The sequence below is a fragment of the Amycolatopsis sp. cmx-11-51 genome (assembly GCF_047608665.1).
In the GTDB taxonomy this organism is placed as follows: domain Bacteria; phylum Actinomycetota; class Actinomycetes; order Mycobacteriales; family Pseudonocardiaceae; genus Amycolatopsis.
The window spans coordinates 123,669-143,771 of sequence record NZ_JADNQO010000006.1 but is presented as its reverse complement, the minus strand read 5'-3'; the positions used below and the strand labels follow the sequence as shown (position 1 = coordinate 143,771).

Here is a 20,103-nt window from a genome sequence, read left to right as displayed (position 1 = left end):
CGGTCATGCCACTAGTGAAGAAGGTCGAGAAGGGGAAGCGGGTTACCGGTTCCGCGCGGACTCGTATGGGCGCGGACCTGAAGAAAAAGTACGAGAAGGGTGCCAGCATCCGCACCTTGGCCAGGCTGACTGGGCGCTCGTACGGCTTCGTACACCGGATCCTGTCCGAGTCCGGAGTCCAGCTGCGCGCACGCGGCGGCGGTCCCCACCGTCGGCGCAGCCAAACCACACGGACCGCGCACTCAAGTCGGCAGATCGGAGCCGGTTAGATGCCGAGAGGAACGCTGCGCGGCTACCGCTGGGGCCACACGACGGTGGAACCCGATCGCTACACCGGACCTGTCCCGCGAGTGACCGCCCGGTTCACGTGCACGCGTGGGCACGAGTTCGCGGTGCACTTCGCAGTGGAGGCAGAGCTACCCGCAAGCTGGAGCTGTCGACAGCACGGCGTCGAGGGCTGCGCCCGAATCGACGCCACTGCTTCGGCGGCAGCCAAGAGCAACGGCAAACCCCCTCGCACCCACCTGACGATGCTGTACGAGCGACGCAGCGTGGCCGAGCTGGAGGTTCTGCTCGCCGAAACGCTCGCGGCAATCCGCCGACAAGGAGGCGCCCAGCCGGGCTGTGTGCAGTTTGGGGACAAGACGTATTCGTTCCGCTACGACGGCTGACCGTCGTCAATCAGCCGGGTTACATTTCGGTCCTGACCGGGTGAACACGTGCGGCGCGCCAACGCTGATGGCGTCCAGCTTCGCTGGTCAGGACGGTCGACGCCCCATTCGCGCCTCATCGACGCCGCACGCACGCTCTGGATAACGATGATCACCCGTCGTTGACTGGACCGGACTGCGGCGGAAGGCGTCCTCCTTCCCTCTCGGTCTTCCGCCGCAGCCCACAACCAGTCCTCGTCGATGCGTACGCACGTGCGGGAACGCACTTGAGGTGAAAGGATCTGGCGCTCACGATGCTCGGCACGGAGACAACCGATCACGCCACCGCTCGCCCAGCGGCCCTCGTGACGGACGATCCCGCGCCGACAGCCCACCAGATCACCATCGAGCACACCTTCGAAACCGCGCATCGCCTGCCGCACCTGGGCGGCAAGTGCACCAGCCTGCATGGACATTCCTGGCGGGTCGCGGTGTCGGTGATCGCCCCGACCCTCAGTAACGATGTCACCGTCGTGGAGTTCGGTGCCCTCAAAGCCGGAGTCCGGGAGTGGATCGACACCTACCTCGATCACGGCACCATGCTCGGCGTGCACGACCCGCTCGCCGTGCACCTCTACAAAGCGAAGTGCAAGGTCTTTCGCTTCGGCGCCGATGATCATCAGACGGTCGACGATGCGGAGCTTCTGGCTGCCGATCTGGCGTGGCCCACCGTCGAAGCTGTCGCGGTTTTGCTACGACGTGTGAGTCAGGGCGTTCTCGCCGCGCTGCCCTGCGCTCCCGATGCCCGCGTCGGCCGGGTGTTCGTGCGCGAAACCCACCTCAACACCGCGACCTACGGGCCGGTCGACGCAACGTGAAGCTACCCGTGGTGTCCGATGTGGACCGAGACCTTGTGGTCAACGAGATCTTCGGTCCGACCTTCCAAGGAGAGGGACCGAGCACCGGCCGCTACGCCCACTTCATCCGGCTGTTCGGCTGCCACCTGTCGTGCGCGTGGTGCGATAGCCCGCAAACCCACGACCCGACCCGCTACAACCTTGACGCCGAACAGCAGATCCTCTCGATCGAGGACATCCTGTCCTGGCTCGCCGCTGACCCGGCCGACCTGCTGGTGATCACGGGCGGCGAGCCGCTGCTCCAGCCGCACGTCGTGGGGCGGCGGCTGTCCGAGATCCGCGAGCGTGCGCTGGCCACCGACATCGAGATCGAGACGTCCGGCACCATCGCGCCCACGGACACGATCACCACGGCCGTGTCACGGTTCAACGTCTCGCCGAAGCTCGCGCATTCGGGGCTGCGCCGCCGTCAACGCATCCGCCCCGCAGTGCTGCGCGACCTCGCCAACAGCGGGAAGGCTATCTGGAAGTTTGTCGTCCAAGAGCCCGACGACCTGGACGAGATCCAGGAATTAGTTGGCACCTACGGCCTTCACCCAGTCTGGGTCATGCCGGAAGGCACGGACAGCTCCACCGTCCTGGCGCGGATGCGGATGCTGGCCGATCCGGTGCTAGCACGCCGCTGGAACCTGTCGACCCGGCTCCACACGCTGCTGTGGGAGAACGACCGTGGCCGCTGACATCACCACAAACGAGTTCGCCGGTCGGAATTTCGCGCCCGGCGTCGCTCGCACTTCAGAACATCTCCCAACGACAGGCGGTCCACGATGAGCGAACCCGACACCCCGGCCGTCGGCCCCCGCGTCCGGGTCTACGCACTCGTCGGGCAGAACGACCGCCTGCTCCTCGTCGAGTACCCAGGCCACGACGGGCTGCCCGGCGGCGCGGTTCGTGCCGGTGAACCCGTCGAGCAGGCGCTCCGCAGAACCCTGCTCGATCAGCTCGGCGTGACCATCGCCGAGCTGGACTTCTGCGCCGTTGTCGAACACGGCACCAACGAGCCCAGCGAAACACCCGCCTCCGAGATGGTCGTCCTGTTCGACGTGACGCTCACCGACGCCAACCGCCTCATCGACTCGGCGCAACCGCATCGGTGGGCCAACGAACACGAACTCTCCGCTCTGCGCCCCCAAGCGGTCCGGGACGGGCTGGTCGCAGGCACGCTGTCGGCCGAACACCCGTGGCGGGCGTGGACGCCATGAGCAGCCTCGGCCCTGCGTTCCTGACCAACCTCGCAGCGCACGTAGTCGCGGTGGGTGCCTCATGACCCCAGAACAAGCTGCCGCCCTGACCGAGTATCCCGAGCTGCAGCGGCTCATCGACCTTCGCGGCGCGGGCTGGATGTTTCTGCCCACCGTCGTTGACGGCGAACTCGTTGAGGTGCATGGCGTGCGGACCTGGCCGGAAGGGTGGGCGGACGCCTTGCGTGTCCGCTACACCACCGACGCCGCCGGCCTCCGCAACGACTACACCGGCGGCGTGACCTGGCAACGAGAGGGCACCCTCACCGAGGTCATTGATGGCCTCCTCGCCCTGCCTGCTCCCAGCGACCGCCTCGCGCCCCGGCTCGTCATCGCACGCCGTCCACTGCCATGGACCGCATGAGCCACAACTTCGCCGCGCGCACCGACCAGTTGGCGCTCTGGCCCAAAGCCCGTGTCACGCAGAATCCGAGGAACGCCGCTCAATGCCCTCCCCAAATCTTGATCACGCTCTCACGGCCGCGCAGCGCGCGATCGATCTCGCCGTCCAACACGCTCTGAGCCACCAGCCGACGCACATCACCACCAAAGGCGACCGCGATGTCGTGACCAACATCGACGTGGCCGTCGAAGACCTCATCAGGGACCGGCTGAGCAACTGGGATCCCGCTGTCGGCTTCGTGGGCGAGGAAACCGGATCCTCCGGCGACGAGAACACCTACTGGGTCCTCGACCCGATCGACGGCACCATCAACTTCTCCCACGGCAGCCCGCTGTGCGCCATCGCCCTCGGCCTCGTCCACGACGACCAACCGCTGCTCGGCGTCACGGCTGTCCCGTTCCTCGGACACCGCTACTGGGCCGTCACGGGCGAAGGCGCCTACCGAGACGGCGACCCCATCACCGTCTCCACGACCGCCAGCCTCGACAACGCGCTCATCGGAATGTGCGACTACGGAAGCGGACCCGACGCCAGCACCCGCGACCGGCTCTGCAGCGACCTCGACCAGCGTCTGACCGGCCAAGCCCAAGGAGTCCGTCGCCTGGGCACCACCGCGCTCGAACTGGTCTGGGTCGCCGACGGCACCCTCGACGCCAGCATCCTGTTCGGCAACCGCGCCTGGGACACCGCCTCCGGAGCGATCATCGCGCGCGAAGCTGGCGCCCTCGTCCTCGACGCCGACGGCAGCCCACACTCCACCCGTTCACGCTGCACACTGGCGACCACGCCCGCGCTCGCAGAGGCGCTCGTGCCGATGATGGAGGTCGCCCGCAACACGACCTACTGGCCGCAGCCGGCGGGCACCCCGTGAACATAGCTCGAGCGCTACTGCCCGAGCACACTGAACCGGAGCACGCGACGTTGGACCGTGACACCATCCCGCACGACCTGCTGACCGAGCTGCGCGTCCTGCACCGAGAGCGACCGGAGGCCCTGGACACGGACCTGCCGGAGTACGGATTGATCCCGATCACCGGCGGCCGGAACAACCGCATCTACCGCTGGAGCGGCCCGCGCGGCCCGGTGTGCCTCAAGCTCTACCGCACCGACAAGCGCGACCGCGCCCGCTGCGAATGGACAGCCCTGCGGCACCTCGCCGACCACGGCGTTACCGCCACCTCCACGGCGTTGTGGCACGACCCGCATCCCGAACTGCCCGCCGTCGGCTTGAGGTTCGTACCCGGACGGCCCATGACCGCGCTGGACAGGCCGAGCACCGCCCTCCCCGCGATGGTCACCGCCCTCGACCAGATCCGCCAGGTTCCCCTCGGACCGTTCGCCAGCCTGGGCCGGCTGGACTCGGCGAGCGACTTCATCCGGCGCATCACCATGTGGCCCGAGCAACTCCGCCAGTATCCCGACGAACCACTCAGCCGCGACATGGCCGCGATGATTGGGACCTGGCACGACCGCGGCGACGCCGCCGTGCTCGCCGAACCGGCCCCACGTGTGCTCTCCCACGGCGACGGCAACCTCGACAACTGGCACTGGCACGACTTCATCAGCACCATCTACGTCCTGGACTGGGAATTCGCAGGACACTCCGACGCCGCCTACGACGCGGCGGAACTCATCGAGCATCCCAGCGCACGTGCGATCGACGACGACCTGTGGCTCGCGCTCCTTCCCGAGCTCGGGGTCAACGACGGCCAGGCGCGCCGGCGTTTCGCCGCCGCCCGCCGCACCGCCGCCCTGCGCTGGTTGGCCGTCCGCTGAAAACGACGCGACACCAACGCGTCCGCCTTCGAGCAGCAGCTACACCGCACCCGAAGCCTGATTACAGACGACCACGGATAACCGCCATTCCAGCCCACGCAGAGGTGCCCCGATGACGAAGAAAACTCGAGTCGTCTTGAGCGCTCTCCTTGCCGAGCCGGACAAAGAACTATACGGCCTGGAGATCTACGAACGAACCGGGCTAATGCCCGGAACGACCTACCCGATCCTCCTTCGATTGCAGACCGCAGGGTTGGTGTGCTCCCGCTGGGAAGACGCCGACCCCCGTCGACCACGTCGCCGCTACTACCAGCTCACCGACCAAGGGTTCGTTGCTGCACCAGCGAAACTGGCCGAGGTGACCGGCCTGATTGGACTCCTACGCCGCTGGCTCAGGTGGATGCCACAGCCGCAGCGCAGGTCGCCATCTCGGTCACGTCCGCGAGGAACTAGACGTCGGGATGGCGGTCGCGTGGATTGCGGGTGGCTGCGCATTCGGTTCACTACTCGTTGCGCTGCTGACGTTCCTGGCAGTCGCACAAGCACGAGCATGGCGCGCCAACCGGCAAGTCTACTTTCGACCACCGACCCTTTCGCCCGCACAAGTCCAATGGGCGAACGAAAAACGGCTCAGCGACGATCCCGAAGCGACTCTGATCATCCCCGCCGATCATCCGGACTACATCAGACCCGTTGACTGGCAAGCGTTACGTGCACCACGCAGGACCTGACCGTTTCGCATCGGGCCAGGCCGTCTCGTTCATTGAGACTCGGACATGTCCATCGTCGCCGCCAACCCGCGCGTAGGCCCACCTACAGCTGGGAAAATCCGCAGGTCACTGCGCTCGCCGCCGCATCTGCGCCTCATGCCCGCCGCATCAGCGCTCTGGAAGCTCACACGCATGAACGATTCACTGCGTTGACAGCACCGTTTGATCTGACACGACGAACAGTAAGGGCGACGACGCCCGGAGAGCGTTGCCGCAACCATGATTGCTCCCAACTACGACACACGTCTTCACCCGCTTAGATGGGTGAGGCGTCGGCGATGACCGCGTGGCCGCCGATGCCACGCATGGCGCGCGTGTTCGCCGCTACGCCGACACCGGAGAACCGCTCATCCGCGACCCTTCGGACAAGTATGTCGGGCTGCATCGGTTCGTTCCTGGCGATGACAACCCAACCATGCCAACAGAATTCTTGTTCCCGCCGAAGGATGACTTACACGACGCGGTCACCGCGTACCTGCCGCGTGTCGGGAGGCTCGACGACGAGCCACCGGCCGATACCAGTGACGCCGATTTCGCGAACGAGAGAGCCGCAGCGACGCGGGCGATACGGCAGAGCACCGAGCCGAATCTCGGCTTCCTCCAGCGAGTTTTGGATGGTTTGCGACGGCTGTGAGTCCGCGGCCGGCCGTCCTCACCGGGTCGTTCAGCGATCTCAAGACAAGGTCATTCGCCAGAAGGCGTGCCGGACGGCGAACAGGGGGACAGCTATCGGCGGAAGCCACGATGACGGTCGCGCGGCGGGGCATTGCCGAACTCCTCGAACCAACGCTCGGCCTCGTCCCGTTCGAGCGGGATGCGGTAGCTGAGCAGCCCTTCGTAGTCCTTGTCCTGGAACAGAACGTCTTGCAGGGTGTCCCAGTTGTAGTCAGATCGCGAGGCAGGTAGCTCGGTCTTCAAATCCGCGACGAGTTCGTCTTCGTCGCGGTAGAGCCGCTCGGCATCTTGGATCGCCAGGTCGAGCGCGATCTCCTCGGCGGTGCAAGTCGGTGTGGGGTGCCGGCCGACCTGAAGGTCCGAGCTCAGATCGTCGAAGGCGCGAGCGTAGCGGCGCAGGAACCACTCGTCCTGGTCGGCAACGCAGGCGAGCACCGCGCCGAGCGGGCCGGGCGCTCCGTCGCGGCACATTCCGGTGCGGTAGACGTAGTCGTACGCCTCGTCGGCGAGCACGGCCAGCGCGTGGCCGAGCATCGCGGCCGTGCGGGGCGTCAGCGTCGCCGGGAGACAGATTTCACACCCGCCGTCGGCGCACTCCGGACAGTCGATGCAATCGTTGCGGCACGTCCCGCAGAACTCGCACTGGCCGGGGCAGTTGGTCGTCGGGAACAGCAAAAAGCCGCCGTCTCCGACCGTCGGGAGTTGCCGGGCCACCCGCGAGGCCGCTGGATCATCGGCGGTGGCTGCGGCCAGGACAGGCAACAACACGGAGATCGCCTTCCGCACCGCAACGGGCGCGCCGTCCAGCACCGCATCCATGCGCCTCTCCGCGGTGGCCTGGTGCAGCAGGACGCCGTTGAGCGCGGCGGCCAGCATGGTGGCCGACGGGGCATCGGGAAGGCTGACCAGCGCCTCGGCCTCGGGACCATCACCACGATCGATCATGGCCAGCACGCTGTGCGTGGTGGACGCGTGCTGGGGCACGAACGCCAGGTACAACGTGCTGCTGGCGGACATCGAACTCCTCCGTGCGGTCTCAGAGGGAGACCGTATGACCAGGCGTTTTGTCGCGGGCGCATTCGCGGCGCGCGTGTCACGGTAACGAGTGACGTGCGCGCTGGTCAGCGGGGTGGCTCATCGGAGCGAACCACCCGGCCGTGGATGATCCACCGGGGCAGTGGTGTAGGGCGCGCGCCTCGCCCTCGCAGGGGGCCAACGACTACGAGGAGGTGCCTGATCCATGGCCGGCGAGAACGCAGCCAGGCTCGCGGTGCTGATCGACCCGGACAGCGCGCGGCCGTCGATCACCGAAGGGTTGCTGGCCGAGGTCGCCAAGTACGGCATCGCGCATGTCAAACGCGCGTACGGCGACTGGGCCAGCATGAGTCTCAAGGGCTGAAAGGACCAATTGCTGGCCCAGTCGATCCAGCCCATCCAGCAGTTCGCCTACACGACCGGGAAGAACGCCACTGACGCGGCGATGGTCATCGACGCGGGGCACCCGCGCATCGGCGTGGCCCGTGCGCGGCTGGCCGACCGCCCTACCGTCCTTAGCGACGAGCCGACCGCCCACCTCGACACGGCGACGGCGACCTGCCTGGCCACCGATCTCCGTGCCGTCACCGTCGGCCGGACCGCGCTGATCGTCACCCACCGTCCCACGGAGTTCCCCGACCTCCCTACACACGCTCAGCGTTGGAGGACCTAGCGTGCCGTGATGAGCCCCGCCCACCGGCTCGGTGGATACCCGAGGTCGAACATCCGCTGCTGGGTCCAACGGACCGCCTCAGCGATCGACATGCCCGTTGTCCACTGCTCGACGATGGTTTCGAGGCCGCTCGCGGTAGCCATATCGGGAAGCTCCCAAAGGCCGCTGACGACGGTCCGCGCGCCGAGGCTGCGCAGGATTCCGACCAGGCCGAGAGGGAACGGTTCGGACGATCGCCGCCCGGACAGACAAGCCAGGGCAATCACGTCCTTCGGCACCCTGCCCCAGCGAGCGATGTCGGCGAGCGTGACAGCACTGTCGGGGAAACGAAGGCTGTATCGTGGCCCGGTGCCCTCGCCATGGGCGGCTATCACCAGCAGATCGCTGTCGCGGACCGCTTCCCGCGCCATCCTCGCGGTCTCCTCTTGCAACAGGGTGATGCGGCCCGCACTGGCGAAACTTTCCAGGACGTGCTGTTCGGTTGTCGCGCCGGCAAGGTTCGGGTCGCGGAGGTGGCCGACAACGGGTGCGTCGGCTAGCGGGTGATCGTCGTCGTGGGGACCGATGGCTGTGCGCAACGACGTGGTGAGTATCGGGCACCAGCAGGTGATCAGCGGGACGTCGCCGATGGGCAGTGCCGCGAACGGCACGTGCCAGAGCTGATCATGTAGGAGGATGAACAGTTGGCGTGGCTCGCCGTTGGGTACTTCCCGTAGCTCCACGGGGAGCAAAAGGTCGGCAAGTTCGGCGAGTGCCCGCGGCGACTCCATGGTGAGCCGGTCGATCTCGTCCGGGTCGTTGAGCCGGTGCCAGGGCGGTTCCCCCAGGGTCGTCAGCAGTGCGTCCGGCACGCGGATCTCGTCGGACCGTGCCGAGCCGTCCGGTCGTACTAGTAGGCGGAAACCGCTGCGTGCGTCAGGTGCCAGGCGGTAAGCCAGGACGTGGTGGCCCGAGGCCACGGAGAGTAGCTGATCAGGGTCCGGGTATGGCACCGCGTCCAGCCAGCCGATTCGATCTGCCAACTGGCTGGTTGTTGCCCAGGCGGTCGGTTGGTGGTTTGTCGCCACCAACCGGGCGGTGTAGTCGTGGTTCAATGCCTCCATCATGGCGAGCAGTCGGCCTGCCGCGTCGGGCAGTGTGGCGTCCTTGCTTGCGTGATGCCCGATGGTTAGCCCGTACGTCAGGGCGTTCACGCTGCCCAGGAACTGCTCGCGGGCATCCGGCCGACGCAGTTTCTCGGCGCCGAGAACCAAACGCCGGATGCCGCTGTCGGCCAGGTCCATCGCCCTGCGGCGGTCGCCGGTGTTCCACACCGCCATAGCCTCTACGAGATCGTGCGCGCCGACCGTGATGTCGTCCGGGTCGGGATGCAGGGTCCGCGCGCCTGCGGCGAGCCGCGCGCCCTCTTCGTGCATGCCCTGCGCGTTGGCCAGCCGCAGCAGCGGCACCAGGAGCCGGTACATCCGCGCGGCACGCAACTTGTCTTCGGCGTTGTGAGTAGAGGTGAAACTGCACTCGTCGATCGCCGTGAGTACGGCGGCGAGAGTGCCCGCTAGGTCGTCGGCCTCGCTGACGACGAGCGCACGCGCCGCGATGAGCGGGTCCTGCACATCCTCTTGCAGGACTTCGTGGAAAGCGCCGAACCCGTTACCCAACTCGCCAAGGCGGGAGCTCGTGGGAGCGATCGCGGCTGAGATCTGCCCGTCCTTGCCCGCCAGGAGGTCGATCAGCTGTAGCGTCCGCCAACGCTGTGCGTGGTCGGTGCTGGTCGAGGCTAGAAAGGAAAACGCCTCGGGCAGCGTCCAGTTGGCGTCGCCGAGGAACCTACTCAGGTGCCTAGTCAAGAGGTCGCGAGCTGCGGTGATCTCCTGCTCTCGGCGGTAGTTCTCTCGGGCGGCGAGCATAGCCGTGTCGGCGGCGTACCCGCACACGAGATGGTCCAGAGTCTCCTGGAGTTCGGCAAGCGGCTCCAGGCCGGGCGTCTGGGGATCGATGTCGGCAAGCTCGGCGATCGCGTCGCGCATCGAGGCCATGATCCGCAACGCGCGCAGCGGTTTGCCATCGCGGTCCAGCTCGGTGGCCACGGCGCGCTTCTCATAAGCGATCTGGCAGAGCGCACCGGCCAGCCGCACCAAGGTTGCGGCGAGCTCGTCGCGGTTCGGTCGGCCCTCCTGTCCGATGGCCTCCCGCAACGTGGCCACAGCCCCGTGCAGGCCGTCGATGGTGGCCTGCCGCCCGGACATGATCTCCTCGAGCGGGACCGGCTCGTCGGGGTCGAAGGTTTCGTGCGCGAACCGCAGAGCGGCTCGGACCTCTTGCCGGTCCGGGACTTCGTCGTCGCCGGTGATCAACTTTCGCAACACCGGGCGATCGGCGGCACAGACACGATGCTCGAGCCGGAGCCAGACCAGCTGTGCTTCCAGCAACAGTTGCGGCGTGGTACCGAGCCGGTGTGACTCCGCAGCGAGAACTCTCCGGCATGAGCGCACAGCGGGGATGATGTTCAACCCGGCCTTGCGCGCGAGCCATACCGCTTCGACGGCGGCGTGGTGACACCACAGTGCCACGTCATTCCACGTCATCGCGTCGAGGTCGCCACCGTCCACTGTCGCCGTCGGCTGCTCGAGCCACGTCCACGCCAGGTCACGAACCTCCGCGGTCAACCAGTATGCGTCCCCGAACTCGCCACGGTCGTCGGCCCGGTCGGCCCGGTCCCACTGCGACCGCAGCAGCTCCAGCTCCGGCGTGACGAACGTCCGCAGACGCTTGTGGATGGTCTCGTCGGCCGAGCTGCCCGATGCCCCCTCGGCCAGTGCCTGTACCACCGCCGCGAAGGTCTCCATCGTGGTGTGCGGTGCCTCACGGGCGTTGTGGCCCAGCTCGACCAGGCGTCCCGCGGCGTGCGTGACCGCATCGGGCTCGACGGTGGCGTCTTCGGTGAGTAGCCGCCTGATCAGCTCCGGCCGTCCTGACGCGACGCAGTTGGCGCAGTAGTCGAGTGTCCCCAGGTAGGCGACGATGTACGCGTTGGGTTCGAGTCCGAGATCCAAGGCCGCATCTGCCAGGACTCGGCGGGCTGCTGCCGCGATCCCGATGATCAGGTTGGCGTCGGTCGTCGTGAGATCCAGCGCCTTCTCCAGGCTCGCCACCGCCAACGTGGTGGCCGACTGCCGCGCGCTGTCCCGCTTCGCCGGCCGGACCACCCCGCCCCATCGGTGTCGACCAGGCGGCAGGGCGAGCAGATGTCCGAAGAACTCGGCGAAGTACGCGCGCACCGCGATCTGGTGGTCGGCGCTCCGCTTCTCCTCGTCATCCCGCGAAGCCAGCGCGGCTGCCCCATCCTGCACCCAGCCGGCGAAGTACCGGGCGGCAGGCAGAAGCCGGTCCGTGCTGGTGGCCGCAGGATCGCCGGTGATGATCCATGCCTCGTCGATGACGCCAGGCATGGCGTCCACTAGGGCGTCGAGTGACAGGGGCATGCCCCAGACGAGGTCGCGGCCGTCCTCGGTCTCGTGGGTCGACGCAGGCGCGACGGATGCGAGCCGGCGTGTGCGGCCGAGCGCGGCCAGCACGTCGACAGGCAGTACTTCGCCCAACATGCTGCCGTGGGTGTGCAGGATCGCGTGCAGTCGTACGGAGAACCTGTTGATCCGCTCGCAGACGTTCAGGGCCTCGACCACCGCCCTCAGCGCCATCTCGGCACCACGTCGCCGCTTGTCCGATCCGGTCGGCAGAGTCCGGGCCACCACCGCGACGATGTGCGCGGCGTCGAGGAGAACCGCGACCAGCCCCCAGTCGTCGCTATGCCCTCTGAACACGGCCTCGGCGTCGCTGAGGATCTGCGGGACCAACCCGGTGAAGCCGAGAACGTCCGACAGGTGGTAGGCCAGTGCCCGGTCGGCGTGGGCCACCTCGATCGCCGAGAACGACCCGGTGGCCTCGCGCGCCGCCGCCACGTAGGCCTCGTCGCGGTCCTGCCCACCGCGTTCGACGAACAGCCGCCGCGCCTGCCGGTGGTGCACCAGGGCCCTGCTGACCCAGTTGTCGTTGGCGGCGGCCAGTGCAAGACGCCACAGCAGCGGCAGCGGGTTCTCGTCCGACGCGTCGCTTTCGACACGCCGTATTCGCTCGGTCAGCTCGATCCGCAGCTGTTCCCAACGGTTGGCCGGTGTCTGGTCGGGCGGCTCGGCCGCGGTCGCGGACATGGCGCCTTACTCGTGTCGGCCGAGGCGCAGCGATGTCGGGGGCTCGGGGTGGGGCCAGGTGACGGCACCACGCATCCAGGCGCCGCGCTTGGTCAGCTCGACGCTGACGTCAGTCCCGGTGCTGCCCGACAGACCGGCACTTATCCTGCCCATCGTGTGAGCCTCGATCGCGGCTCGCCTGCGGACCAGGATCTCCACCTCGTTCCCATCAAGGACCACGGTGACCACACGTGCTGTGCCGACCTCCGCGGCAACCGCCGCGGGCATGATGACCTCGCTACTCAGCCGTGTGGCACCAGTTGCCCGCACGCCGGAAAACACGGGCAATTGGAAGGAAGCCAGCCATCGCACGCGCGGTGTCCACGCAGGAGGCTCTGGCACGCCGTCGCTCAGCGCGGGACTGGTGCGGAACAGCGCCACGAGCAGCTGACGACCGAACCCGCGAATCGTCCTGTGTATACCTTCGGCCCGAAACGCCGGGCTTGTGCGCAGCAGGGCCGCTCGCAGTTGCTTGTGGAACAGCTCAGCCATCGATGTCTCCCGCCCGGAGTGGAGCGTCCACCGGCTCGTCGGCGCCACCGGGTGGGTTCATCGTCGGCGCGGGTCTACCGCCGACCTGCGCGGGCCCGCCGCCCTGCCCAAGCTGGTCGATGAGCAAAGGTGCGGCGATCCCGGTCGCGAGCGCCCCCAGGCCGCCGCCGATCTGCCCGCCGGAGGCCATTGCGGCGGCCAGCACACCACCAATGCCCATTCGAATGAAGGCGGCAAGCAGCAGGGCCGGCGGATGCGGCTCATGGTCAGGGTCGACACGCCATGGCAGACCCCCCGCACGACGCACGGCCCGATAGAGCTCGAGCATCTCGACGACCAGCCCGCCACCCATACCCCACACGCACGCCGCCCATACGTTCATCACTCGTCTCCCAGACCGCGTCCATCCGTCGGCGATCTTGCTCCAACGCGTCGCCCCACACCAGGTCGTGTCGCTACAGAGTCGTCACGACGGCATCTCCCGTTAACAACGACGGCAGGCCTGCCGATTGTTCACTTGATCGTGTCTGTTTCGTCAGCAACTCCTGGATTCGAGAAGTCACTGGCCTAATGTGAGCGATCGTGGTGGACTTTCGGATTCAGCAGGTCAATCGTGTACCGCCTACCGCACGGAGTCTGCTGCGGACGCGCCGCTGGCGGATGCGCTGAATGTTCCTTGAGCGCCTCAACCTGACCAACTTCCAGTGCTTTCGGCCCGGAAGCGACCATGATCCGCTTCGACCAGCAGCTCACCGCGATGCTCGGCGCGAACGCTGCGGGGAAGACCGGCTGCCAGGCTGTGCTGCGGCTATACAGCATCATCGGCGACCAGCGGCGAATCTGTCCCGAGGATTTCATGTCCCAGACGACGAGGGCGAGGTCTCGCGCTGGTCACTCTGGACCGCAGGGACCCACGCTGTGCTTCCAGTACCTGGGTGCGCACCTGCTCGACGACCGGCTCATTACTCCCTCGTCGGCCTACGACGACACACCGATCTGGTACCACACGGCGGCCGTTTCAGCTCGGCCGCCTACCTCAGGCCGGGGTGTGCGCGGCACGGACGCAGGCTCGCCGTACGCCGCGTTAGCCCGCGCGGAGGGTCCTGGCCGGGCTACCGCCCGATTACCTTCACACCGCGTTACGAGGGCGTTCGTTCGGTCTGATCGGCACGTACGGTTCGGAGGGCGGCCACGGGAAACGGACTCGGAGCAACCCGGGCACTGCGCTCGTGGTCGACCCTACAACCTCACATACGCCCACGGTCCCACCGCGCCGCCGGAAGCCGTACCCAAGCCGAAAGCCGCCACGCCCGCCGCACAGCTCAAAGCAGACACCGCGCTGGTGAATCAGCTGCGCAACGCCGTCGAGGCAGCCTCTGACGATGACGGCTGGGCTCCGCTCGCATCCGTGGGCAACATCATCACCAAGCAACGCCCGGATTTCGACTCCCGCAACTACGGCAATGCCAAGCTCAGCGACCTGATCACCGCGACCACGCTCTTCGAGCTGGATCCCCGCAGCCCCGGCGACGGCAAGTCAGCAGTCATCTACGCCCGCGACAAGCGACGCCGGCCGGACGAGTAGACCACGCTCCCTCTGGCTATGCCCATACTTTCCACTCGTCACTGAACGATTGCCAGGGATGCCGTCCGGAGTCGTGGCGGTCTATCAGCTGCGCGACGCCTTCAGCCCACATCGGGAGGTCCGCCATCTCGAGCAGCAGCCGCCGCTGCATCTCAGCCCAGCGCAGCTCGATGGTTCGAGTGCCGCGGTGCGCGCGGAGCACTACCTCGTCCGGCTGGACGGTTTCCCGATCGCGAGGGAGTACCCACTCCGCGACGAGATCGACATCGTTCAGCGCGGCCAGCAGCGGCTCGCTGGACATCGTGACGACGTACATGGCGTAGTCGGTAATCAGCCGAGTGCACAACGCGGGTGACAGCGGATAGATCGACCACGGCGGCATCGTTGGCGAACGCGCTACGAGGTCATCGCTGCGCGCGTAAACCAGGTGCCCGACATCGAGGATGCGAGCCCGTTTCACGGCCTGAAGGTGTTCGGCGGCCGTCCGGTCGATGAGTTCCCGTTCCGACCACAGGTCGTAACCGCGCACGATGTCAGTCGCCACCAGCGCCCGGCCGCCAGGAACCCTCATCCCCTGGACGCCACGCTCGTGGGCGAGGTCGAAGGCCGTGCCCAGCAGGTTGAGGTGCGTCTTGTACGGGATGTCGAGCGGCACCAACCGGCCGGGCAGATCGCCGGGCAACGGCCCACCGGAGCGGATCGCTTCCTCGGCCATCCGCTGGCGGCGCGCTTGCCGCGACACGGTGCGGTTGGGATCGGATTTGATCTCGTGCAGGTACGCCTCGTAGTCGTTGCCGATCTCCTTGAACGAGGTGGCGTCGCCGATGGTCAGGCACGAGGTGAGGTCGTGCAGCAGGACGAACCGACCCTCGTCGCGCCACCACTTGGTCACGAACGCGCGTTCGTGACCAAGCCCTTCTTGCCGGCCATCGGGCCAGGATGCTGATTCCGGGAGAGCGCGATGATGACGCGCCGGTCGTAGCTGAACACCCGCCAGGCCAGACCATCAGCGACCGACCGCAGCTGACGGTCCACCCGTTCACAGACATCCGCTTCCAGATCCCAGGTCTCGGGGCTGGTCGCCGGGCCGGTCGATCTCAACTCGGGGGCATCGGCCGGCACGGCCTTGCCCTGCCGGAGCAGCGTCGCAACGCGCCGACACCCTGCCCGATGTTCCTGGACCTCCAGCACTCGCGCGAGCAGGTCCTGCTGGAAGTCGTAGAAGTCCTCGGCACTCCGACATTGCCGCAACGCGGTGATCAGCCGCACCAGGGTGCCGACCCCGTCCTGGTGAATCGGGTGGCGGAAGATCTGGTCCGTTCGCTCGAGCGGCATGTCGTTGAGCAGCGGCATCAACGCAGCCTCCCACGACATCGCCGACCGCCAGATCAATCAGCCGGGCCAGCCGCTCGCCAGGTCGACCGGGACGCCCCTGAACAGGGAGAATGGGTGCGCCACACGCGCTGTCATCCCCGGTCGGCGATCCCGCGGCTCGGTAATGCCGCACCGGTCGGCAGCGATGGAGTTGACGGGCGGGCCAGCCTTCCCCCTCGATGCTGGCCCGCCCGTGGTCTGGCTCGTCTGCCTACCCTGACCAGCGAGTTTGAGGCGATAAGTCGATCTTCGTCAGGGGGCGAGGTGAACGGGACCTCGTCGAGTTCCGCCACGGAGCAACAACTAAGGCGAGCAAGGCGTAGCGCCGCTGGAGGTAGCGCGACGCTCCCGCGACGAGTGGATGACCACACCGTCGGCGTGAGCTGCGCATGGTGAGGGCCGAGGCTCTCCGGACAGTCGAGCTACGCCGAACAGGCGCTGGGCCAGGAGCAGCACGGTCAATCCGCCCCTTCGAGGCGCTCGGCGCCCGAGATCGCCAACAAACTCGCGGGACAGGCCGGGGTTGCGGCGACCGAAACCGCCCGATTCATCCGCCCGGCCGCCCTTTGGGGAGCTGTCCCATGGATCTCCCATTTGGCGTCGAATTCCATCACGGAAAAACGTCAGGCGGCAAGGCTGCGCAGTGACGTAAGTATGTCGGAGGGCGCCTCTATTATGGACCGTATGGCGCAATGCACAGCACCGTCCCGAGGCCACCGCACCGCGAGCGGGGCTGCGAACTGCCCAGCGTGCAGCAGCCGGGGAAGGTCGTCCTACCGCTCGGCCTACTCCTACACGTCGCCCCGGCCGTCCTACGGCGGTGGCGGCGGCGGGTCGAGCTACAGCAGCTCGTCGGGCGGTAGCGGAGGCTCCCGTCGGACCAGGACCGGCAGGTCGGTGTCGTACACGCCGACGGAGTGGCGCACCGTCGAGCCTTTCACCGAGAAGGCCAGTGAGCAGGCTCAGGCGCACCCGGAACGCCGCGACCTCTTCTTGTGCCACGCTTGGCCCGACCGAGAAGGCAGCGCGAAGGAGCTGCACGCCCACCTGAAGTCGAATGGTGCGTCGGTGTGGTTCAGCGAGGAGGACCTGCCCCTCGGCTCGCTCATGATCCGCGAGATCGACAAGGGACTACGGAACTCCCGCGTTGGCATCGTGCTGGTCACGCCTGCACTGCTCAAGAGCATCAACGACGAGGGCGTAGCGGAGAAGGAACTCGCCGTGTTGCTCTCCACTCGGCGCGTCATTCCCGTCTTACACGGGGTGGGCTTCAACGACCTCAACGACGTCAGTCCGATGTTGGCCTCGCACGCTGGGCTGAGCACCACGGAGTCGTCGCTCGACGTTGTCGCAGCCAAAGTCGCTGCCGCTGCCGCCGCGCTCGCGGACTGAGGTCAGCCGAGCCTGCACGAGCAGGCGAGCCTGTTGCCGCGAGAAGCGCTGATCCTCGCCGACCTGTAGACGGTGGATAGGGCGGTGCTGCGGTTGGAGAAGGAGGCGCGGGTCCGCAAGGAGGCGCGTGCGGTGCTGAACACCGCGCTGCGGGCGCGGGCGATCCTGGACGGTGGGCAGACGCTGTTCAGTGTCCATCGGACAATCACTCGCGGGTGTGGTCCGAGGTCGGTCGTTCGACGACCTGGTGGAACTCGGCCGGCAAGCCGACGGCGACGTCGTCCGTTCGCAAACCGCGTGCTCCGGGATCCTCCGTAGCGACGCGCCGTTGGCTGGGCAGCTCCAGCCGACGCCCGCCATGGCCGCGAAGCTGCTCGTCGTTCTCACCGACGACCGCGTAACCCCTTCTGACCAGGGCGTTTCACACTCCGGCCCCGAGAACGGTTTGAGACAGAAGTGCCGCTCGGCAAGCTCGCGCCCCGGTGCTGCGAGAAGACGCGCCATCGAAGTGGCGACCTCGTCCACGGCGGCTGGCGAAGGCATCCTGTACCTCGCTGAACAGGGCTTTCATGGCAGGAAGTCGCGCTCTGCCGAGCCGCGGGAGACGGTAAGGCGATGTCGGCGGCACGGCAAGGCGACTACCAGGTCATTCACAGGGCTCTGGCGTACACGCAGTGTCGTGAGCTGGCACAACAGCTAGGATGTCCATCGCTTTGTGGACAAGCGAGGCGCGTCGACCAGGGATTATGGACAGCGGACGTCCCGTGTGGATGCGCCCTGAACAGCAGTTCCGGACAGTTTTGACCTCCGAGAAAGCGGCTGCACTGCATCTGGCGTCTGCCCCGGCCTCTCAACGAGCCGACGATGCCCGATTTATCCGGAATTCTTGGTCAAGCCTGTTTGTGCTGGTCAGGGCCTATCGTCGGCGCGGCCGATGTCGACGGCTCGGCCTCTGACCTGGATTGATGCGCTCCGGCGATGCGTTCCCGAGGCGTCGCGATGGCCACGTCCTTGACCAGCGGAAACAGCCGCGATCGGTGCCAGAACGAGTGTTTCCGCAGGTAAACAGGGGTTTTGGCAACTCTGGTCCCGATGGGCGCGATCCGCTCAAAATCAGTGACGCAACTCACATTCGAGAGGTGGCCTCGCCGGACAGCGTGCGTTGCCGATCTTCCGCCGCGGTCCTCCATGATGGAAAGGCCCCGGCGAGAGCGGTGGCAGGCCACCACCAGCGTTGCTCTCGCCCGGCACGTCGACAGCCCTCAATCGCTGACACCCAACTGGAGTGACCGCCCGATGTCCGCATTCTCGTTTTCGGTGCCGATGCCGCCTCGCACAACGTGTGGCGCCGCACCCCGCGCTCAGATCATCACCCTCGGCGTCCTGGCCGTCTTCGTCGTCGTGATGGTGGTACTGGGCCAACCGCTCACCGTCGCTGCCGGTGTCGCGGGATGGCTGGTCACGGTGACGGCCCCGACCCCGGCCACGAGGCGGAACAAGCGACGGAACGAGGTCTGATGTGACGACGATGAGCATCCTTCCCACACAGGACAAGCCGACCAACGGACGCGGCGAGGAGTGGCGCCTCGACGCGGAGCTGCTGCGATCGACCTTGGCGCGGCTATGCGAGCGGCCCGTCTCCGGTGCGATCTGGCCGCCGACGCTCCTGGCCTTCGAAACGGGCCTGCCGATCACCGAGGTGGAACTCGCCCTCGATCCTGGCCGCCAACGCGACCGCACCTCAAAGCCGGAACTCGCCACCTGGTCGGTCTACGAGCAACTGCTGTACCGGCTGCAGGCTGGTGACCACGACCGCGAGGTCTGCCAGGCAGCACATGAACGGCTCGCTCGGCAGCTGTGGCAGCGCGTCTCTCCGCCGCGCGACATCGCCGCCATCGTCAGGGAGGCGGACTTCATGGCCGCCATGGCGGCGCTGACCGCCAAGTCAGGTATGAGCCTGCGGGCGATCGCAGAAGCGATGCGGGATCTCGACAGCGAGCACGCCTGGACCAAATCCGGGCTGCAGCCGTACGTCGCCGGGAAGACCCTGCCGCCACTGGACAAGAAGAAACACCTGCGCACCTTGCTGTCGGTGTTGTGTGAGCGAGCCGGGCGGCCCGCCGAAGACGTCGAGCACTACCTCTGGGCGTGGGACTCGTTCCGACCTCGTCCGCAGTTCGCCCGCCCGCAGCTCGTGACCCTGCCGGCTGCTTCGCGGCACCAGGAGCAGAACCCGCCTCCCATTTCGGCTCGACGAGTACCCCGCACGATCCAGCTGACCATGTCGGTCGCGACGGTCGGAGTCATTGCTCTGATCGTGCTCGTCGTCATCGTCGGGGTGGCGCTCTTGATCTAGGGGCGGAGCGGTGACCAGGCACAATAGCGTGCGGAGGAAGGGCCGTGCAGTCCCTGCCCGGCACCAATGACGGCACACCCGGTCACCGCAGCCGGTGAACCCCTACCGGCGATTCGGAGGCGGAGACGCTTCGCTGAACCCGCCCCAAGTCTTGATCTTGAGCTCACAGCTCCAGGAAGGCGAAAATGCCCAGCCGCGAACCATTGGACGCCGACACGCTGCTCAATGGCGACGAGGCCGAAGTGCTCCTCGCCCTTCTCTCCGACATTTCTCAGGGCTACGGTGGCGACCCCGGAGTTCGCGACGCGGCGAGCGCAGCGTGGTCGCTGCTGGGCAACCGCTCGGCAGCAACCCGGCCTGGTGCAGGGCGAGATACGGATCGTGTGACATGACCCGCAAGACCATGTCCCCGGTAGTCGAGGACGATAATCAACTCACCCTGACACGCAGGGCTGGGCTCGATCGCGTGCGCTGAGGATGTCGACCAGCGAGAACCAGTCGATGCATGTCCGTCGACGAG

23 protein-coding genes are annotated in these 20,103 nt (G+C 67.1%); 17 read left to right on the top strand and 6 right to left on the bottom strand.

What is annotated here, in order from left to right; translation table 11 throughout:
- The first annotated feature begins 14 nt into the window (after positions 1 to 14).
- The 10 genes from ACM6LU_RS22420 (at position 15) to ACM6LU_RS22375 (ending at position 6,391) form a co-directional block, all read left to right on the top strand.
- Positions 15 to 269: a helix-turn-helix domain-containing protein gene (locus ACM6LU_RS22420; protein WP_414939697.1), complete on the top strand. Its 255-nt coding sequence runs from the start codon at positions 15 to 17 to the stop codon at positions 267 to 269.
- Positions 270 to 671 carry an RNA polymerase-binding protein RbpA gene (locus ACM6LU_RS22415; RefSeq protein ID WP_414939696.1) on the top strand — a complete coding sequence of 134 codons (402 nt, stop codon included), beginning with the start codon at positions 270 to 272 and terminating at the stop codon, positions 669 to 671.
- A 293-nt stretch (positions 672 to 964) separates the two neighbouring features.
- Complete coding sequence (locus ACM6LU_RS22410; RefSeq protein WP_414939695.1) at positions 965 to 1,528, top strand: 6-pyruvoyl trahydropterin synthase family protein; 564 nt, start codon at positions 965 to 967, stop codon at positions 1,526 to 1,528.
- Between the two features lie 11 nt (positions 1,529 to 1,539).
- A complete protein-coding gene (locus tag ACM6LU_RS22405; RefSeq protein WP_414939694.1) occupies positions 1,540 to 2,247 on the top strand; it encodes a 7-carboxy-7-deazaguanine synthase QueE in 708 nt (235 codons plus the stop codon).
- An 87-nt stretch (positions 2,248 to 2,334) separates the two neighbouring features.
- The gene (locus ACM6LU_RS22400; RefSeq protein WP_414939693.1) at positions 2,335 to 2,769 is read left to right on the top strand and encodes an NUDIX domain-containing protein; all 435 of its coding nucleotides are present in this window, start codon (positions 2,335 to 2,337) and stop codon (positions 2,767 to 2,769) included.
- Between the two features lie 61 nt (positions 2,770 to 2,830).
- Positions 2,831 to 3,172 (top strand): hypothetical protein, encoded by a 342-nt coding sequence (locus ACM6LU_RS22395; protein ID WP_414939692.1) that lies wholly within the window; start codon positions 2,831 to 2,833, stop codon positions 3,170 to 3,172.
- Between the two features lie 82 nt (positions 3,173 to 3,254).
- Entirely contained in the window at positions 3,255 to 4,082 is an 828-nt protein-coding gene (locus ACM6LU_RS22390) for an inositol monophosphatase family protein (protein ID WP_414939691.1), read from the top strand.
- The gene (locus ACM6LU_RS22385; protein ID WP_414939690.1) at positions 4,079 to 4,987 is read left to right on the top strand and encodes an aminoglycoside phosphotransferase family protein; all 909 of its coding nucleotides are present in this window, start codon (positions 4,079 to 4,081) and stop codon (positions 4,985 to 4,987) included. The genes ACM6LU_RS22390 and ACM6LU_RS22385 overlap by 4 nt, the downstream gene beginning before the upstream one ends.
- A gap of 112 nt (positions 4,988 to 5,099) precedes the next feature.
- The gene (locus ACM6LU_RS22380; protein WP_414939689.1) at positions 5,100 to 5,684 is read left to right on the top strand and encodes a helix-turn-helix transcriptional regulator; all 585 of its coding nucleotides are present in this window, start codon (positions 5,100 to 5,102) and stop codon (positions 5,682 to 5,684) included.
- A gap of 359 nt (positions 5,685 to 6,043) precedes the next feature.
- Complete coding sequence (locus tag ACM6LU_RS22375) at positions 6,044 to 6,391, top strand: hypothetical protein (RefSeq protein ID WP_414939688.1); 348 nt, start codon at positions 6,044 to 6,046, stop codon at positions 6,389 to 6,391.
- Positions 6,392 to 6,483: 92 nt separating this feature from the next.
- Here ACM6LU_RS22375 and ACM6LU_RS22370 read toward each other — a convergent pair whose 3' ends face one another.
- Positions 6,484 to 7,449 carry a hypothetical protein gene (locus ACM6LU_RS22370; RefSeq protein WP_414939687.1) on the bottom strand — a complete coding sequence of 322 codons (966 nt, stop codon included), beginning with the start codon at positions 7,447 to 7,449 and terminating at the stop codon, positions 6,484 to 6,486.
- Between the two features lie 223 nt (positions 7,450 to 7,672).
- Here ACM6LU_RS22370 and ACM6LU_RS22365 point away from each other — a divergent pair, with 223 nt between their 5' ends.
- Entirely contained in the window at positions 7,673 to 7,831 is a 159-nt protein-coding gene (locus ACM6LU_RS22365) for a hypothetical protein (RefSeq protein WP_414939686.1), read from the top strand.
- Positions 7,832 to 7,840: 9 nt separating this feature from the next.
- Positions 7,841 to 8,140: a hypothetical protein gene (locus ACM6LU_RS22360; RefSeq protein ID WP_414939685.1), complete on the top strand. Its 300-nt coding sequence runs from the start codon at positions 7,841 to 7,843 to the stop codon at positions 8,138 to 8,140.
- On the opposite strand, the gene ACM6LU_RS22355 is transcribed toward ACM6LU_RS22360, so the two are convergent.
- The 3 genes from ACM6LU_RS22355 to ACM6LU_RS22345 are packed head-to-tail and all read right to left on the bottom strand — an operon-like array spanning position 8,137 to position 13,258.
- Entirely contained in the window at positions 8,137 to 12,345 is a 4,209-nt protein-coding gene (locus ACM6LU_RS22355; RefSeq protein ID WP_414939684.1) for a CHAT domain-containing protein, read from the bottom strand. The two genes, ACM6LU_RS22360 and ACM6LU_RS22355, sit on opposite strands and share 4 nt — an antisense overlap.
- Before the next feature lie 6 nt (positions 12,346 to 12,351).
- Positions 12,352 to 12,876: a hypothetical protein gene (locus ACM6LU_RS22350; protein WP_414939683.1), complete on the bottom strand. Its 525-nt coding sequence runs from the start codon at positions 12,874 to 12,876 to the stop codon at positions 12,352 to 12,354.
- Positions 12,869 to 13,258 carry a hypothetical protein gene (locus ACM6LU_RS22345; protein ID WP_414939682.1) on the bottom strand — a complete coding sequence of 130 codons (390 nt, stop codon included), beginning with the start codon at positions 13,256 to 13,258 and terminating at the stop codon, positions 12,869 to 12,871. The genes ACM6LU_RS22350 and ACM6LU_RS22345 overlap by 8 nt, the downstream gene beginning before the upstream one ends.
- Positions 13,259 to 13,603: 345 nt before the next feature.
- On the opposite strand from ACM6LU_RS22345, the gene ACM6LU_RS22340 reads away from it, so the two are divergent.
- On the top strand, positions 13,604 to 14,461 hold the full coding sequence (locus ACM6LU_RS22340) for an OST-HTH/LOTUS domain-containing protein (RefSeq protein WP_414939681.1): 858 nt from the start codon (positions 13,604 to 13,606) through the stop codon (positions 14,459 to 14,461).
- A 16-nt stretch (positions 14,462 to 14,477) separates the two neighbouring features.
- On the opposite strand, the gene ACM6LU_RS22335 is transcribed toward ACM6LU_RS22340, so the two are convergent.
- Both ACM6LU_RS22335 and ACM6LU_RS22330 read right to left on the bottom strand, forming a co-directional pair.
- Entirely contained in the window at positions 14,478 to 15,353 is an 876-nt protein-coding gene (locus ACM6LU_RS22335; protein WP_414939680.1) for a hypothetical protein, read from the bottom strand.
- Complete coding sequence (locus tag ACM6LU_RS22330) at positions 15,350 to 15,814, bottom strand: hypothetical protein (RefSeq protein WP_414939679.1); 465 nt, start codon at positions 15,812 to 15,814, stop codon at positions 15,350 to 15,352. Before ACM6LU_RS22330 ends, ACM6LU_RS22335 begins: the two co-directional genes overlap by 4 nt.
- A 705-nt stretch (positions 15,815 to 16,519) precedes the next feature.
- Between ACM6LU_RS22330 and ACM6LU_RS22325 the strand changes: the two genes are divergently transcribed.
- From ACM6LU_RS22325 to ACM6LU_RS22310, 4 genes are all read left to right on the top strand, one after another.
- The gene (locus ACM6LU_RS22325; protein ID WP_414939678.1) at positions 16,520 to 17,227 is read left to right on the top strand and encodes a toll/interleukin-1 receptor domain-containing protein; all 708 of its coding nucleotides are present in this window, start codon (positions 16,520 to 16,522) and stop codon (positions 17,225 to 17,227) included.
- 1,296 nt (positions 17,228 to 18,523) lie between these two features.
- On the top strand, positions 18,524 to 18,745 hold the full coding sequence (locus ACM6LU_RS22320) for a hypothetical protein (RefSeq protein WP_414939677.1): 222 nt from the start codon (positions 18,524 to 18,526) through the stop codon (positions 18,743 to 18,745).
- 10 nt (positions 18,746 to 18,755) lie between these two features.
- Complete coding sequence (locus ACM6LU_RS22315) at positions 18,756 to 19,583, top strand: hypothetical protein (RefSeq protein WP_414939676.1); 828 nt, start codon at positions 18,756 to 18,758, stop codon at positions 19,581 to 19,583.
- A 185-nt stretch (positions 19,584 to 19,768) separates the two neighbouring features.
- Entirely contained in the window at positions 19,769 to 19,975 is a 207-nt protein-coding gene (locus ACM6LU_RS22310) for a hypothetical protein (protein WP_414939675.1), read from the top strand.
- Positions 19,976 to 20,103 lie beyond the last annotated feature (128 nt).

Bases quoted from the DNA above. Each gene is read 5' to 3' on its own strand.
- ACM6LU_RS22415 (WP_414939696.1), top strand. From the start codon at position 270: ATGCCGAGAGGAACGCTGCGCGGCTACCGCTGGGGCCACACGACGGTG.
- ACM6LU_RS22410 (WP_414939695.1), top strand. From the start codon at position 965: ATGCTCGGCACGGAGACAACCGATCACGCCACCGCTCGCCCAGCGGCC.
- ACM6LU_RS22400 (WP_414939693.1), top strand. From the start codon at position 2,335: ATGAGCGAACCCGACACCCCGGCCGTCGGCCCCCGCGTCCGGGTCTAC.
- ACM6LU_RS22395 (WP_414939692.1), top strand. From the start codon at position 2,831: ATGACCCCAGAACAAGCTGCCGCCCTGACCGAGTATCCCGAGCTGCAG.
- ACM6LU_RS22390 (WP_414939691.1), top strand. From the start codon at position 3,255: ATGCCCTCCCCAAATCTTGATCACGCTCTCACGGCCGCGCAGCGCGCG.
- ACM6LU_RS22380 (WP_414939689.1), top strand. From the start codon at position 5,100: ATGACGAAGAAAACTCGAGTCGTCTTGAGCGCTCTCCTTGCCGAGCCG.
- ACM6LU_RS22370 (WP_414939687.1), bottom strand. From the start codon at position 7,449: ATGTCCGCCAGCAGCACGTTGTACCTGGCGTTCGTGCCCCAGCACGCG.
- ACM6LU_RS22365 (WP_414939686.1), top strand. From the start codon at position 7,673: ATGGCCGGCGAGAACGCAGCCAGGCTCGCGGTGCTGATCGACCCGGAC.
- ACM6LU_RS22355 (WP_414939684.1), bottom strand. From the start codon at position 12,345: ATGTCCGCGACCGCGGCCGAGCCGCCCGACCAGACACCGGCCAACCGT.
- ACM6LU_RS22350 (WP_414939683.1), bottom strand. From the start codon at position 12,876: ATGGCTGAGCTGTTCCACAAGCAACTGCGAGCGGCCCTGCTGCGCACA.
- ACM6LU_RS22345 (WP_414939682.1), bottom strand. From the start codon at position 13,258: ATGAACGTATGGGCGGCGTGCGTGTGGGGTATGGGTGGCGGGCTGGTC.
- ACM6LU_RS22340 (WP_414939681.1), top strand. From the start codon at position 13,604: ATGATCCGCTTCGACCAGCAGCTCACCGCGATGCTCGGCGCGAACGCT.
- ACM6LU_RS22330 (WP_414939679.1), bottom strand. From the start codon at position 15,814: ATGCCGCTGCTCAACGACATGCCGCTCGAGCGAACGGACCAGATCTTC.
- ACM6LU_RS22325 (WP_414939678.1), top strand. From the start codon at position 16,520: ATGGCGCAATGCACAGCACCGTCCCGAGGCCACCGCACCGCGAGCGGG.
- ACM6LU_RS22320 (WP_414939677.1), top strand. From the start codon at position 18,524: ATGTCCGCATTCTCGTTTTCGGTGCCGATGCCGCCTCGCACAACGTGT.
- ACM6LU_RS22315 (WP_414939676.1), top strand. From the start codon at position 18,756: ATGAGCATCCTTCCCACACAGGACAAGCCGACCAACGGACGCGGCGAG.
- ACM6LU_RS22310 (WP_414939675.1), top strand. From the start codon at position 19,769: ATGCCCAGCCGCGAACCATTGGACGCCGACACGCTGCTCAATGGCGAC.